Genomic DNA, 15,475 nt, shown 5'->3' with positions numbered 1-15,475 from the left:
CCAATTCCAGCGCTAGCGGGCAGTGCCACCTTCATGGCAGAACGCATCGCGTAAAGCCTCTGCAGCAAAGGCTTTACGACGACCCGGACAAACCCGGCTATGCCTGATGACTTAAGCCAGGCAGGTCGCGAGGTGTCAGTGCCCGTCCTACCTGATTGATGGCTCCCACCCAGAGCATGGGAACGATCCGAATTCCGCCCCCAAACAGATCTTCAGCTAGTTCGTCACCACCGGCAGTGCCGCGCCCTTCGGCCACAGCAGCCACATGCGGCCTTGCTGGCGCATCTGGCCGGCGAGCTTGCCGGCCTCGGCACCAAAACCCCAGAAGAAATCCGCCCGCACCCGGCCACGGATCGCCCCGCCGGTGTCCTGCGCCAGCACCATGCGCTGCATCGGCTTGCCATCCGGCAGTGCAAAACTGATGAACACCGGCGCGCCCAGCGGCACCATGCGCGTATCCACGGCAATCGCCCGGCCTGCCGTCAGCGGCACGCCCAGCGAGCCTTTCGGCCCCTCGCCGTTGGCGGATTCCTCGCGGAAAAACACGTAGCTGGGGTTGGCGTTCAGTAACTCGGACAGGCGCTGCGGATTGGCCCGCGCCCAGTTCTGGATGCCTACCATGCCGGCCTGCGCCAGCGTCAGCTCACCCTTGTCGATCAGCCAACGGCCAATCGATTTGTAGGGATGGCCATTCTGGTCGGCATAGGCGATGCGCACGCGCGAGCCATCGGCCAGTTGCACCTGACCCGAGCCCTGCACCTGCAGGAAGAAGAATTCGACCGGATCATTCACCCACAGCAGGGTTTTGGCGGCAAAAGTCTCGCCCTGTGATTCGATCTGCGCACGCGACCAGTAAGGCAGCACCTTGCGCCCCTCGACGCGACCACGCAGACGCAGGCCCTTGGTTTCCGGATACACCTCGGCCAGGTCCAGCTGCAGCATGTCTTCCGGCACACCATGCACCGGCACCGGATTCTTCGCGCTCTTCCAGCGGCTGCCATGCATCAGCGGCTCGTAATATCCGGTGATCAAACCTTCGCGCCCGCCATCGGCATTCACGATCTGCTGCGGCGCCAGCCAGGTTTCGAGGAAGCTGCGCACCTGCGCGGTGGAGGGTTTGCTGCCCAGCGCCTGCGCAGCCTCGCATACCAGCATCCATGCCGCTTTCACCTCAGGCTGACGCATCGCCTTGCAAGAGGCGAGCAGGCCCGGCCAGGCTTCATCTAGTTTGTCGCGCGACCAGTCAGGCAACTCGCTCCACTGTGCCGCGCTGAAGGGCGCTGCGGGTGGTGGCGGAGTGGGCGCCGACGCGGCCGGGCCCGGCACCTCAGGCTTGGGCGGCACAGGGCACACCGGGCAAGTCGGCGCGCTTTGCGCCGGCTGCGGCGCGGACTCCGGCGCCACCGGCGCCTCCTTCACCCCCGGATAAGTCTGCAACGTGCAAGCCGCCAATAACGCCAACACCATCCCTGCCAGAATCTGCTTCATGCCTGCCGCCCTCATCTACCGGAGGAGCAAGTATACTGGTCGCCTCCCCGGTTCCGGAAAGCTCACGCAATGATTTCTCCCGATCTCGAACGCCTGCTGGTCCGCGCCGAACACGTCCTGACCCACTTCGAAGCCCTGCTGCCACCCGCCCCGCCCGCGCCCGACTGGACGGCACTGGCACATCGTTGGCGCACGCGTCAGGGCCGTGGCTGGCTGGAGCCGCTGCATCATTTGCACAGCATCCGCCTCAGCGACCTGCAGGACATCGCCGAACAGAAAGCCCGCGTCGACGCCAACACGCGCCAGTTCGTCGCCGGGCGTCACGCCAACAACGTGCTGTTGACCGGCGCACGCGGGACGGGGAAAAGCTCCTTGGTGCGCGCCGTGCTGACGGAATACGCCGATCAGGGCCTGCGCGTGATCGAAGTCGACAAGACCGATCTGATCGATCTGCCACACATCGTCGAACTCGTTGCCGAACGGCCCGAGCGCTTCATCCTGTTCTGCGACGACCTCTCATTCGAGGATGGCGAGCCGGCCTACAAGGCACTCAAGAGCGTGCTCGACGGCAGCTTCGCCGCCGTGCCCGACAACGTCCTGATCTACGCCACCAGCAACCGCCGCCACCTGATGCCGGAATACATGGCCGACAACCTCGGCGCGCGCCACGGCAACGGCGAAATTCACCCCGGCGAGGCCGTGGAAGAAAAGGTCTCATTGTCCGATCGCTTCGGTCTGTGGGTCAGCTTCTACAGCTTCAACCAAGACGAATATCTCGCCATCGTGCGCCACTGGCTAGGCAGCTTCGGCGTCGATCTGGCTGCGTGGGACGAGGCCATCCGCGCCGAAGCCCTGCTCTGGTCGCAACTGCGCGCCTCGCGCACGGGGCGCGTGGCCTGGCAGTTTGCGCGGGATTTTGCAGGGCGGCTTGAGCAGCAATGAAAATCCTCCAGCCTTGTAGGGTGCGCACCGCGCACGCCGACTCGGCCTCAAACCCATGACAAGCGGTGCGCAGTGCGCACCCTACACATTCACCATGAAAAAAATCACCCACGTCGCCGCCGCCGTCATCACCCGCCCGGACGGCAGTTTTCTCCTCGGCCAACGCGCACCAGACACCTTCTATCCCGGCTACTGGGAATTCCCCGGCGGCAAGGTCGAAGCGGGCGAGTCGCCGTGCGAAGCGCTGCTGCGCGAGCTGCGCGAAGAGTTGGGCATCGAGGTCGAAGTTGCCAACCCCTGGCTCACCCGCGAGCATGTGTATGAACATGCCCACGTGCATCTGCATTTTTTCGAAGTCCCGCAGTGGAGTGGCGAGCCGAACGGCCACGTGCACAGCGCGCTGACCTGGCAACAGGCCGATGCGCTGGAGGTCGGCCCGATGCTGCCGGCCAACGGCCCGATCCTCAAGGCCCTGCGCCTGCCACGCGTGATGGGCGTGACTCAGGCTGCACAGATCGGCGTTGCCGCGCAGCTGACGGCGCTGGATCGTGCACTGGCCAATGGCCTCGCTTGGGTGCAGGTGCGCGAACCGGACATGCCCGAAGCGCCGCGCGCAGTCTTCATCCGCGAGGTGCAAGCCCGCTGCGCCAAGGTGGGCGCGCTCTGCAGCATCAATGCCGCGGAGATCGCCGCTGGCAGCGCCTCTCCGGACAGCCTGCATTTGCCCGCACGCCTGCTGATGCAGCTCACCAGCCGCCCGGATGGCGAATGGGTCGGCGCCTCCTGCCACACCCGCGCCGAGCTGGAAAAAGCCGCCGAACTCGGCCTGGACTACGCCCTGCTCGGCCACGTCCAGCAAACCCCCAGCCACGCCGGCCAGCCCGACCTGGGCTGGGCGCGTTTCGCCGAGCTCACCGCCGATCTGCCGATGCCGGTGCTCGCCATCGGCGGCCTCGGCCCGGATGACATGAACATCGCCCGCGCGCATGGCGCGCACGGTATGGCGATGATTCGCGGGGCTTGGGGCGTCTGATCATATCCAACAGAGTCCGACCAAAAATAACCTAAGGTGAAAATGCTCCGGAAGCTTCCGACTCATACTGCCCGAACCTAAGCACGCGCCGATAATTAAAGGCAAACCCCTTCCCTATAACAAGTTAGGCGTTGCAACCATGAGCACAGCCTGGAACCTCAAAGAACTACGCACGTATATCCACTCTCAACGGAATGCCGATCGACTTACGCTCGAACTGATTGATTCAGTAAATCGCAACAATTCGATCTTTGAGTATCACATGGTCACCGCACGCGACGCCCTGAAAGGCATTCTCAATTATGAGGAACCACAGGGGGTAGACAACTTGATGCTAATCCTCGGTTGCTCAGATCGGCGAGAAAAATTCCACTGCGCGAATGTTGTCAGCGAGGCAAATCTAATTAGTTGCATCCACACCGCCCGCAGCCTGCTTGAAAACTTCGCTCAGCTGGTCAATCGCATCTCGCTTGAAAGTAGCATCGACGTTGCAGATTGCACCCCCCAAAAAGTTGCCGCGAAATTGCCGAATGGCGAGCTCAAAACAAAGTTTGAGGAATTGCTTTCGTCACATTGGTTCAAATACACGTCCGCTTTTACCAACACCATCAAACATAGACAGCTTGTCCAACACCAAGTTGCCATTTCTTTTGTAGACAACGTAGTTGGCATCAAGATAGGGGCTTTTGAGTATCGTGACACTCGATATCAAGCCTGCTGGGCTAATGAGTTCCTACAGGGAGTCATTGATCTCAAGAACGGAACCATTGGCCTTGGCCAATCCCTTAATCGCACTCTTTAACGAGACTACGCCAAACCATTTCCGAAGTAGGTCGAAAACCACGCTCGCTGATCGCTATCTGAAAATTTCGGAGAACACCTCGCAGAGCCGCACCCAGCCTTGCTCTGCCGGCACCCATTCCACAGAACCAAGCCCCGCGACGCTCTACGAGCAAGTAGCCCAGAAATCGAAAACTGCGTCCATTTACTGCAGATTCGCGAGCACTGGCCACTCCATAAAAAAGGGCGACCACTGGGTCGCCCTTTTTCATCAGCACAAATCCACTCAACCTGCGTCAGCCACCCGCTTGGCGATATGCGCCAGCGCTTCCTCCACCTGATCAATCAGGATCAGGCACAGATCGCCCGGATTCAACTGCTCCAGGGCGCGGTCGATGGCGATGAATTCGCCGTTGATTTCCTCGACCACGCTGGTGCGATTGGCTCCTGCGAGGCCCGCGCGCAGCAGGCCGATCACTTCGCCATCGGCACGGCCGCGCTGGCAGGCGTCCTGATAGAGGATGACGCTGTCAAATGCGGCGCCGAGGATTTCGGTCTGCTGGCGGATGTCTTCATCACGCCGGTCACCGGCACCGGAAATCACCACCGAGCGACGCTTGGCGGGCATGCCTTCGACGGCGCGCACCAGCGCGAGCATGGCATCCGGATTGTGGCCGTAGTCAGCGATGACGGTGCTGCCCTTGTAATCGAAGACGTTGAAGCGGCCCGGAGCATTGTCGGAATCATTGACGAAACTGGCGAGACCGGTGCGGATCGCATCCCAGCTCAAACCCACGGCCCAGGCCGCGGCGACCGAAGCCATGACGTTTTCGACCTGGAAGCTGATCGTGCCATTGTGGGTGATCGGCACGCCGGCCAGAGAGATGCGTTGCGACATTTTGCCTTCGGTGACGACAATGGCGTCGTTCTCGACATACACGACGCGCTTGCCCTGGGCACGATGCGTGGCCATGACAGGGTGATTACGGTCGGCGGCGAAGAAGATCACGCCACCCGGACAGTTGGCGGCCATGCCGGCAACAATCGGGTCAGCGGCGTTGAGCACGGCGTAACCATTGTCGGCCACGTTCTGCACGATCACGCGCTTGAGCACGGCCAGATCGTCGAGGGTGGTGATGTAGTTCAGCCCCAGGTGATCGCCCATGCCAATGTTGGTAACCACGGCGACCTTGCAACGATCAAAGGCGAGGCCTTCGCGCAGCAGGCCGCCACGCGCGGTTTCGAAGACGGCGGCGTCGGCATACGGGTGCAGCAGCACGTTGCGCGCACTGCGCGGGCCGCTGCAATCGCCGCTGTCGATGCGCTTGCCTTCGATGTACACGCCATCGGTATTGGTCATGCCTGTGCGCAGGCCGCTCTTGCTGAGCAGGTGAGCGATCAGGCGCACGGTGGTGGTCTTGCCGTTGGTGCCGGTAACAGCCACCACTGGAATGCGACCGTCATCACCGGGGGCGAACATGGTCGAGATCACTGCCTCGCCCACGTTGCGGCCCTTGCCGTAGGACGGCGAGAGGTGCATGCGTAAGCCGGGCGCGGCGTTCACTTCGACGATGCCGCCGGCCTGATCTTCAAGCGGACGCAGCACGCTGTCGCAGACGATATCGACGCCGCAGATGTCCAGCCCGACCATCTGGGCCGCAGCCACGGCACGCGCGGCCATGTCGGGGTGCACGTCGTCAGTCACGTCAGTGGCCGAGCCACCGGTGGACAGATTGGCGTTGTTGCGCAGGATCACGCGCTGGCCTTTGGTCGGTACGGACTCGGCGTTCAGGCCCTGATCGGCGAGACGTGCAAGGGCAATCTCGTCGAAACGGATCTTGGTCAGCGAGGTCGCATGACCGACGCCCCGGCGCGGATCTTTATTCACTTCCTCGACCAGCGCGCGCACGGTGTGCACGCCATCGCCGATCACCAGCGGCGGCTCGCGCCGCGCGGCGGCAACCAGCTTGTCGCCCACCACGAGCATGCGGAAGTCATGGCCCGGCAAGTATTTCTCGACAAGGATTTCATCGCTGAATTCGCAGGCCACGCGATAGGCCAATTCCAGGCCTGCGCGGTTGGCGATGTTCACCGTGATGCCCTTGCCCTGATTGCCGTCCTGCGGCTTGACCACCACCGGAAAACCGATCTCATCGGCGGCAGCACAGGCATCAGCAAAATCAGTGACCGGACGACCTTTCGGCACCGGAGCTCCGGCGGCCTCAAGCAGCTTCTTGGTCAGATCTTTATCCTGCGCGATGGATTCGGCAATCGCACTGGTGGAATCAATCTCGGCGGCCTGGATGCGGCGCTGTTTGCTGCCCCAGCCGAACTGCACGAGGCTGCCGGAAGTCAGGCGGCGGAAGGGGATGTTGTGCGCCACGGCGGCGTATACGATGGAGCCGGTCGAGGGCCCCAGACGCTCGTCTTCATCCAGTTCGCGCAAACGATCCAGCGCGGCCTGCGCATCGAAATCGCCCGTGCCGGCAGCGGCGGCACACAAGGCTTCGGCCAGCTCGAAAGCCAGACGGCCAACAACTTCTTCGCTGTATTCGACTACGACCAGGTACACGCCCGCTTCAGTCGTCGCGGTGGTGCGGCTGAAGGTAACCGGGCAACCCGACTGCGCCTGCAAACCAAGCGCCGCATATTCCAGCGCATGAGCCATCGACAGGCCATCTTCGTGTGCAGTCGAGCGGATCGCGCCGATCTGCGGAAACAGCTCGCGCAAGCGGCCATCAAACTCCGGCAGATTGGCTAGCAGGCACTCGGTCGGCGTGCAGGTAACGATGGCCTCGATGGCCGTGTGGCGACTCCACAGATTGGGACCGCGCAGTGCCCGGATACGGGTGACTTCCATTGAATCGTATTCCTGTTGTTGGCCTGGCTCAGTGGCTCAGGCTGGATTCGAAACTTTCGATGGCACTGCTGATCAGATCCGGCGAGATGCCCAGCGCCCAGGCTGCCGCCACTGCAGCCAGTTCCGCCGACAGGGCATTGGCCGGGTGCGCCACGCGCGCCGCCAGCCTTTGCTCGCTCGCCCCCGTCGCCAGCACGACGCTGCCATCACGCACGTACACCGCCCGCCCGCCAGCGGCCAGATGTGCGGCCATGACATCCACTTCACATGACAAGGCGTAGAAAATCACCTCGCCGTCGCACAACTCCGCCAGACCGGCGACCTGCGCATCATCGGCGTTCAACACCGCTGCGCCGCTGCTCATCACCACATCCACCTGGGTACGCACCACATTGCGCACCTGATCGGCATCACGGATATCGAAGCGTTCCAGCTCGGTCGATGCGCGAATGCTGGTAACGACGCCGACCTGACAACGGTCATAAGGCAAGCCTTCACCCAGAATACTTGCCAGCGGAGTTTCAAACACCGCGGCATCCACTGTGCGATTCATCAACAGGCGCTGGCCGGCCTGCCAGTGGGCACAGTCGGTTTTCTCAACCGCACGCTGATCCAGAAACAGGCCATCACGGCAGGCCAGCCCGGCGTGATAGCCGCCCATGTGCAACTGCCAGCCGATCTGACGCGCCACGCGGGTGGTGTCGTCACAACCGGCCACGCCTACGATGGGAATGCGGCCGTCATTGGCTTCGCCCGGAAACAGGTGCGCCACAATCGCCTCGCCCACCGGACGCGCCTTGCCGGTCGCCGGCTTCAGGTGCATCAGCAAGCCAGGGCCGGCATTCACTTCGACAATCGCGCCACCGGTTTTTTCCAGCGGCAGGGAGATGTCTTCGGTCACCAGATCAATCCCGGCGATATCCAGATTGATGATGCGCGCAGCCAGCACGGCAGCGGCAGCGACTTCGGGGTGCACTTCATCGGTACAGTCATTGGCAACATTGCCATTGCGCTCAATGGTGATTTTCTGGCCGGCCGCCAGCACTGACTGGCCAGTCACGCCCTGACGTTCCAGCAAGAGCTGAATCGTGGGATTGCGTTCCAGCACGATGCGGTCAAGCGGGAACTGTTCGGCCTCGCCGCGACGCGGGTCGCTGTTGAGTTGGGACTCGATGAGTTCGGCAACCGTCGCCTTGCCATCGCCGCTAATCAAGGTGTGTTCGCCGCGTGCGGCCGCCACGAGCTTGCCACCGACTACCAGCAGGCGATGTTCGCAACCCCGGATGAAGCGCTCGACGATCACTTCGCTGCCTTCGGCATCGGCTACCGGATAGGCGGCCTCGACTTCGGCCTGGGTCATCAGCTCCAGCGAGATGCCACGCCCGTGATTGGCATCGGACGGCTTCACCACCACCGGCAGGCCGATATCCTGCGCAGCCTCCCAGGCTGCTGCCGGGCTGTTCACAACCTGGCCTTCGGGCACCGGCACACCGCAGGGCACCAGCAAGCTCTTGGTCAGATCCTTGTCACTGGCGATACTCTCGGCAATCGCACTGGTACGGTCGGTCTCGGCAGTCCACACCCGGCGCTGATGCACGCCGTGGCCGAGCTGGACCAGATTGCCGTCGGTAAGGCGAATCGAGGGGATATTGCTGTCGGTGGCCGCATCGACGATGCAGGCCGTGCTCGGGCCCAGACACAGGGAATCGGCTAGTTCGTGCAGACGTGCGACCGTCGCCGGCACGTCGAAGGGCTTGTCTTCGATGGCGGCCATGACCAGATCGCGCGCAGCGTTCAGGCAGGCGAGGGTGACTTCCTTGTGGCGCGAACGCACGGCGACCTTGTAGACGCCGCGCTGCGAAGTGCTGCGCGCCTTGCCAAAGCTGGTGCGCTGGCCGGCCTGCGTCTGCAGTTCCAGGGTGACGTGTTCGAGAATGTGCGCGGGCCAGGTGCCTTCCTGCACGCGGCGCAGGAAACCGCCACGCTCACCGTAGCTGCAGGTATGTTCGATCAGGCCGGGCAAGAGGCCCGAAAGGCGTTCGTAAAACCCGGGGATGGTGTTGGAGGGGCACTCCTCCAGTTCGCCGATATCAACCCGGGCTTCAATGGCCGGGCGATACGTCCAGATGTTGGGACCGCGCAGATGCAGTACATCAAGGATTCGAATGTCTTTGGTCATGTTGTCGCAAATTTCGGGCGTGTGCCGTCACGCATCAAACCGGCAGCTTCACGAGCGGGCCTGCGTCGGCGCGCGGATTATGCGTCATCAGGCATCGGCTTCACACGATACAGATCATTTCACTGGCGGATGGATCACTGCCAGCAAGCGGCCCGCAACGTTTATCATGTGAGGCTGGCGTGCCCTGACTTCGCAGGCAGGAGTTTAACGGACTTCGGCCCGGAATCGGCCCCAATTCAGCGGCCAGAAGCTGGCATCAAGCTGACAAAACAGGAATAGGCACGCCGCTGAAGTATAAGAGTTCTGCCCGTTTTTCTATTTTCAAAACCCCCTCCCGCACGCGGGTGAGGGAAGCCCTGAGAGTCACCCCACGACTTTCTTATCAAGTGAGCCCTGATGCTGCCTGTGATTACCGACAATAGCCTGCCTGAACGCTGGCGCACTGATACCGCCGCGCAACTGAGCGCAGACGAACCTGTGCTGGCCTGGCTGGAGCTGGATCTGGATGCGCGCCTGCAGTTCGCCCCCGGCCTGCTGCTGATCACCGCCCGGCGCCTCGTCGCCTGCACATCCCGCACGCAGGCTCAGAGCTGGGCGCTGGCGCCGCAGCTTGAATTGCGCCACACGGATCACGCCGGCGTGGGCTGTCTGGAATTGGTCGACGCCAGCGGGCGCCTCGCCAACTGGCGCTTCACGCTGAATCAGAACCTCGCCGCCCTGCGCGTGCTCGGCGAATTCGAGCGCCAGATTGAATCCCTGCGCACCGGCCAGCCGCCGGCCGTGGCAGAGGAAGAAGTCTGCGACAGCTGCAAGGCCCCGCTGCCACCGGGCGAAGACGAATGCCCGATCTGCGCCCGCGAACTGCACGAGGCGCCCTCGACCTGGACGCTATTCCGCCTGTGGCGCTTTGCCAAGCCCTACCGCTGGCAGCTGATTTCCGGTTTCGCCCTGATGACCGGCGCGACGGCCGCCACGCTGGTGCCGCCCTACCTGACCATGCCGCTGATGGACAAGGTGCTGATCCCCTACCAGAACGGCCAACCCATCAATACTCAGCTGGAAATCATGTTGCTCGGCGGCCTGTTCGGTGCCGCCATGCTGTCCTGGCTGTTGGGCTGGGCCAAAACCTACATCCTCGCGCTGGTGTCCGAACGCATCTCGGCCGATCTGCGTACCAGCACCTACGAACACCTGATGAAGCTCTCGCTGGAGTACTTCGGCGGCAAGCGCACCGGGGATCTGATGGCGCGCATCGGTTCGGAATCCGACCGGATCAGCGTCTTCCTGTCGCTGCACGCGCTGGATTTCATCACCGACGTGCTGATGATCGGTATGACGACGGCAATCCTGTTTTCGATCAATCACTGGCTGGCCATCGTCACCCTGCTGCCCCTGCCGCTGATCATGTGGATGATCCATGTGGTGCGCGACCGTTTGCGCACCGGCTTCGAGAAGATCGACCGGGTGTGGGGCGAAGTCACCAACATCCTTGCCGACACCATCCCCGGCATCCGCGTGGTCAAGGCCTTCGCGCAGGAAAAGCGCGAAACCCAGCGTTTCCGCGAAGCCAATGCGCACAACCTGGCGGTCAACGACAAAATCAACAAGACCTGGTCACTGTTCTCGCCCAGCGTCACCCTGCTGACCGAACTCGGCCTGCTGGTGGTGTGGGCCTTCGGCATCTGGCAGGTCTCGCACAATGACATCTCGGTCGGTGTGCTGGTCGCTTTCCTCGCCTACATTGGACGCTTCTACGCACGCCTGGATTCGATGAGCCGCATCGTTTCGGTCACGCAGAAAGCCGCCGCCGGCGCCAAGCGTATCTTTGACATTCTCGATCACGTCTCCAGCGTGCCGGAACCCGTCAAGCCGGTCGCCCTGCCACGCGTGCAAGGCAACATCGCCCTGCGCGACGTGGGCTTCCGCTACGGCAACCGCTCGGTGATTCGAGGCCTGTCGCTGGACATCAAGCCCGGCGAGATGATCGGCCTGGTCGGTCACAGCGGCTCGGGCAAGAGCACGCTGGTAAATCTGATCTGCCGATTCTACGATGTGTCTGAGGGCGCAATCATGATCGACGGCGTGGATATCCGCAGCGTCGCCATTGCCGACTTCCGCCGCAACATCGGCCTGGTGCTGCAGGAGCCTTTCCTGTTCTTCGGCACGATTGCCGAAAACATTGCCTACGGCAAGCCGGACGCAAGCCGCGCCGAGATTATCGCCGCCGCACGCGCTGCCCACGCTCACGAATTCATCCTGCGTTTGCCGCTGGGATATGACTCCATCGTCGGCGAGCGCGGCCAAGGCCTGTCCGGTGGCGAGCGCCAGCGCGTGTCGATTGCCCGGGCGCTGCTGATCGACCCGCGCATCCTGATCATGGATGAAGCCACCTCCGCCGTGGATACCGAGACCGAGAAGGAAATCCAGCGCGCGCTCGACAACCTCGTACAGGGCCGCACCACCATCGCGATTGCCCACCGCCTGTCGACCCTGCGCAAGGCCGACCGCCTAGTCGTCATGGATAGAGGCGAGATCGTCGAAGTCGGCAACCACGATGAGCTCATGGCCGCCGAGGGCGCTTACTGGCGCCTGTATCAGGCCCAGTTGCGCAACGCTGAACAAACCCTGACCGAAGGAGCCGAAGCATGAGCACGGCCATCAACTTCACTCTGCAACGCAACGACTTCGGCCATCTCAGCCTGACCGACGCCAACGGCCTCACTCACGACAACGTCGTGCCGGTGCGCGCCAGCCCGATTTCGGCCCCCACCGAAGGCATCTCGCTAATGGGTCAGGATGGGCACGAAATCGTCTGGGTCGAACAACTCGACGAGCTGCCGCCGGCCGTGCGCCAGCTCATCGAGGAAGAACTCGCCACGCGCGAATTCATGCCGCAGATCCAGCGCCTGATCAAGGTCTCCAGCTTCGCCACCCCCAGCACCTGGACGGTAGAAACGGATCGCGGTGAAGCCAGCTTTATCCTCAAGGGCGAAGAAGACATCCGCCGTCTGCCCGGCGGCATCCTGCTCGTCGCTGATGCGCATGGCATCCAGTTCATGATCCGCCAGCTCAGCGAACTGGATCGCCACTCGCGCAAGCTGCTGGATCGTTTCCTGTGAGACGGATTGTCATCCTCGCCTGCGGGCTGCTCATCCAGAGCGCGCAGGCCGCGCCGCAACTGCTCTGCCACTACAGCTACGGCGGCGAAACCAAAACCCTGCGCACACCCCGGCACGACGTCACCGCACGCTACGAACTCGAACCTCTGGCTATCGGCTCCTACTTCCTGTTCCGCCCGGTTTTCGAGCCGGGTGCCGTCAAGCTCTACACCTGGGTCGATCATCCCGATGGCCCGGCACTGGTGCATCAGGCCACCTATCCGCATCCGGCCGCCACGCGTTCGCGCGGCCAATATGGTTTCACCGGCGAACAGCGCGTGTATGAACCCGTGCGCGACAGTGAGCTGGAATACTGGTGCGAAATCCAGCAGCCCCGGGAGGGCTCGCGATGAAACACCTCTTGCTCTGTCTGCTGCTGATCAGCGGCTCTGTCCACGCCGAAACGCTCACCCTCCTTTTCGCCGGCGACCTCATGCTCGACGATGGCCCGGGCCAAGTCATTGCGCGCGGTGAAGATCCCCTGGCCCCCTTTGCCGCGATTCTGAAGGCGGCCGACTACCGCATCGGCAATCTCGAAACCCCGGTCGCCACCGGTGGCAAACCCAATGCCAGCAAGATGGTGACTTTCCGCTCCGCGCCAGGCGTAATCAAGCACCTGCAGGGGCGCTTCGATGCCGTGTCGCTGGCCAACAACCACTCTGGCGATTACGGTCAGGCAGCCTTTGTCGAGACCATGCAGCTGCTCGATGCGGCGGGTATCCGGCATTTCGGCGGCGGCAAGAATCTGGCCGAGGCGCATGCGCCGCTATGGATCACGCAAAAGGGGCTGAAGATCGCCGTGCTCGGCTACAACGAATACAAACCGCGCAGCTTCGAAGCCGGCCCCACCTGGCCCGGCATCGCCTGGTCGGAAGACAGTCAGGTCATCGCCGACATCCGCGCCGCACGCAAGGCCGGCGCTGATCTGGTAATCCCCTTCATGCACTGGGGCTGGGAGAACGAGCCCGAGCCGACACAGCGTCTGCGCACATTCGCCCGCAAACTGATCGACGCTGGCGCCGACGCGGTGGTCGGCAGTCACCCGCACCGAACCCAGGGCGCGGACATTTATCGCGGTAAACCCATCATCTACAGCCTCGGCAACTTCGTCTTCGACGGCTTCAAAGCCGCACCTGGCCGCACTGGCTGGCTGTTGCGCCTGACGCTGGACAAGCAGGGCGTGGCCCACTGGGACACGGTCGAAGCGCGCATGAATGACGAGGGCGTGCCGCATCCAGCCCTCGATGCGCAGACGCCTTGCGGCAAGCGCGGGGACAAGGCTGTGAGCCTCTGCGCCATTCGCTAGCAAGGATGCGAATGAATCTTCTCAGCTCAATTCTGACTCTGGAAAATCGTAGTAACGATGGAGAGCGGACACTCGGCTCTGCGCTTGAACTCGCGGTTGCCGAGTGGGGCTCAGGCTCCTGCGACAGAGAGTTGCGGCTTCATCTGGCCTTCCTGAGTTGGTACTGCATGCTGGAACCTCCGCACCTTACGGGTTTTGATGAAACCCTCGCGCCCTTCGCCGATCTACCCGGACTGTTTGTCGAGGTCTACACAACATTCGAACAGGGAATCCTGGACGACCCTGAATGTCTCTATGCTTTTGGACTGATGGCCACGCTCAGCCCTTGGCTGTTGGGTGAAAACGAAGCCACTTGGAAAACACGCAGTACTGCATTTAGAACGCGTTATCGACAACTCTGCCCTGACGGTTTGAATCCTGTTGTTTTTAACGGAAGAGGGGCTTATGGCGCATATTTCCGACATCAGCTGAAGACGCCCGGTGGCTTTTGACTCTCGTAGCCTTCTTCTCGAATCCCCAAACGAACTGCGCCGCCCATGGAAACTCATCACGCTGGCCATCGGCCTCGGCTGGCTGATCTACGGCGCACTGTTTTACGAGATCGGCGACTGGGACGTCGGCGTCAGTCTGATCATGGCGGGGCTGACTTACCTCACCGCCGCCCCCTCGGCCCGCGCCCTGTGGCGACGCGAGTGGACGAAGCTGCCGCTGATTCTCTTCTGCTACTGGTTCGCCGTGGATGGCAGCTACCTGCTGTGGCACACGGTGCTGGGCAATCCGATCTATCGCGAGGCGAATTTTTACGCTTCCAGCGCCTTGTACTGGTTGTGCGGCTTCATCTGGCTGCCACGCTGCAGTCTGGCCGAGCTGAAGAATTTCAAGAGCATCCCCTTGTAGAGCCGCACCCAGCCTTGCTTTACAGACAGGCTCATCGCTCCGGCAAGCGGGGCGCAGCTCTTCAAGCAATCATGCGAAAAAAACGGGCGCGGTTAACGCGCCCGAATGAGGAGTGCTGCAGAAAACTATTTGCTGCCGCAAGCCGCCGTGCATTGATTGAAGCTGGCATTGCAGCCGTCACCACGGCCACAGCTGTACAGGCGATTGCCGCAGCCTTGCATGCAGGTGTTCCAGGCCGGGCTGGCCGTGGCGGCATCCGTATTGATGACATTGCCTTTGCCCTTGGCAGACGGACGCGACAGGGCTCGGCCGCCGGCACAGGAGGCAAGCTTCAGCTCACGCGCCGGGCCAGGCAGTTGCGAGGCGCTGTCGGCGACCATCGCCAGGTCCATTTCGATGCCTTCGAGCGCGCCGGCCTTGAGGATTTTCGACCGGGTCAGCGTATCCACCGCCCAGCAATCGGCGCGACGGGCGTTCTCGGCGCTGCGCTCGCGATCAATCGGCAGGCCCAGACGCGTCCACGCGCATTCGTGGGCGTACAGAAAGGCGCGAGTTTCCGGCAGCAATTGCGGCAGGCGGGTCGGGTTGTAGAAAATCACCCGATTGCCTTCGACCAGACGGGTTTCGACGATCACCGGCAGGGCCGGATCCGCTTGGCTGACGATGGCCTTTTCACGCGAATCGATGCAGCCGCCGAAATTGAAACTCACCGTATCGGCCGCCATGGCGGTCTGGGCAAACAGGGAACACGCGCAGATCAGGGCGCCAAGCAGTCGGGTCATGGTCAATCTCCAATTTTGGTGGGGCTAATCTAGCAGGCATGGATGATCGG

General features: G+C 62.5%; 13 protein-coding genes. 9 read left to right on the top strand and 4 right to left on the bottom strand.

The genetic code is table 11. The annotated features are described in order from the left end of the window. Positions 1–216: 216 nt before the first annotated feature. Complete coding sequence (mltA, locus tag ABXR19_RS04695) at positions 217–1,488, bottom strand: murein transglycosylase A (RefSeq protein WP_354599936.1); 1,272 nt, start codon at positions 1,486–1,488, stop codon at positions 217–219. Between the two features lie 69 nt (positions 1,489–1,557). Here mltA and ABXR19_RS04690 point away from each other — a divergent pair, with 69 nt between their 5' ends. The 3 genes from ABXR19_RS04690 to ABXR19_RS04680 all read left to right on the top strand — a co-directional run bounded on the left by ABXR19_RS04690 (position 1,558) and on the right by ABXR19_RS04680 (position 4,265). Further along, on the top strand, positions 1,558–2,430 hold the full coding sequence (locus tag ABXR19_RS04690) for an ATP-binding protein (protein WP_354599935.1): 873 nt from the start codon (positions 1,558–1,560) through the stop codon (positions 2,428–2,430). A gap of 94 nt (positions 2,431–2,524) precedes the next feature. Further along, positions 2,525–3,463, top strand: coding sequence for a Nudix family hydrolase (locus tag ABXR19_RS04685; RefSeq protein WP_354599934.1), 939 nt, complete (start codon positions 2,525–2,527; stop codon positions 3,461–3,463). 139 nt (positions 3,464–3,602) lie between these two features. Continuing rightward, entirely contained in the window at positions 3,603–4,265 is a 663-nt protein-coding gene (locus ABXR19_RS04680; RefSeq protein ID WP_354599933.1) for a hypothetical protein, read from the top strand. A gap of 264 nt (positions 4,266–4,529) precedes the next feature. On the opposite strand, the gene cphA is transcribed toward ABXR19_RS04680, so the two are convergent. Then, on the bottom strand, positions 4,530–7,103 hold the full coding sequence (gene cphA, locus ABXR19_RS04675) for a cyanophycin synthetase (protein ID WP_354599932.1): 2,574 nt from the start codon (positions 7,101–7,103) through the stop codon (positions 4,530–4,532). A gap of 28 nt (positions 7,104–7,131) precedes the next feature. Further along, the gene (locus ABXR19_RS04670) at positions 7,132–9,282 is read right to left on the bottom strand and encodes a cyanophycin synthetase (RefSeq protein WP_354599931.1); all 2,151 of its coding nucleotides are present in this window, start codon (positions 9,280–9,282) and stop codon (positions 7,132–7,134) included. A gap of 396 nt (positions 9,283–9,678) precedes the next feature. Between ABXR19_RS04670 and ABXR19_RS04665 the strand changes: the two genes are divergently transcribed. From ABXR19_RS04665 to ABXR19_RS04640, 6 genes are read left to right on the top strand one after another with little or no spacing between them, the layout of a single operon-like run. Next, positions 9,679–11,931: a cyanophycin metabolism-associated ABC transporter gene (locus ABXR19_RS04665; protein WP_354599930.1), complete on the top strand. Its 2,253-nt coding sequence runs from the start codon at positions 9,679–9,681 to the stop codon at positions 11,929–11,931. Continuing rightward, positions 11,928–12,401, top strand: coding sequence for a cyanophycin metabolism-associated DUF1854 family protein (locus tag ABXR19_RS04660; RefSeq protein ID WP_354599929.1), 474 nt, complete (start codon positions 11,928–11,930; stop codon positions 12,399–12,401). The genes ABXR19_RS04665 and ABXR19_RS04660 overlap by 4 nt, the downstream gene beginning before the upstream one ends. After that, positions 12,398–12,793, top strand: coding sequence for a hypothetical protein (locus tag ABXR19_RS04655; protein ID WP_354599928.1), 396 nt, complete (start codon positions 12,398–12,400; stop codon positions 12,791–12,793). Before ABXR19_RS04660 ends, ABXR19_RS04655 begins: the two co-directional genes overlap by 4 nt. Further along, on the top strand, positions 12,790–13,746 hold the full coding sequence (locus ABXR19_RS04650) for a CapA family protein (RefSeq protein ID WP_354599927.1): 957 nt from the start codon (positions 12,790–12,792) through the stop codon (positions 13,744–13,746). Before ABXR19_RS04655 ends, ABXR19_RS04650 begins: the two co-directional genes overlap by 4 nt. Before the next feature lie 11 nt (positions 13,747–13,757). Next, positions 13,758–14,237: a hypothetical protein gene (locus tag ABXR19_RS04645; RefSeq protein ID WP_354599926.1), complete on the top strand. Its 480-nt coding sequence runs from the start codon at positions 13,758–13,760 to the stop codon at positions 14,235–14,237. Beyond that, positions 14,227–14,643, top strand: a complete 417-nt coding sequence (locus ABXR19_RS04640; RefSeq protein WP_354599925.1) for a hypothetical protein — start codon at positions 14,227–14,229, stop codon at positions 14,641–14,643. The genes ABXR19_RS04645 and ABXR19_RS04640 overlap by 11 nt, the downstream gene beginning before the upstream one ends. 125 nt (positions 14,644–14,768) lie before the next feature. Here ABXR19_RS04640 and ABXR19_RS04635 read toward each other — a convergent pair whose 3' ends face one another. After that, positions 14,769–15,425 (bottom strand): hypothetical protein, encoded by a 657-nt coding sequence (locus ABXR19_RS04635; RefSeq protein ID WP_354599924.1) that lies wholly within the window; start codon positions 15,423–15,425, stop codon positions 14,769–14,771. Between the last annotated feature and the right edge of the window lie 50 nt (positions 15,426–15,475).

This window comes from Uliginosibacterium flavum (genome assembly GCF_040566545.1).
Lineage (GTDB): Bacteria > Pseudomonadota > Gammaproteobacteria > Burkholderiales > Rhodocyclaceae > Uliginosibacterium > Uliginosibacterium flavum.
This window is presented reverse-complemented; position numbering and strand designations above follow the sequence as displayed.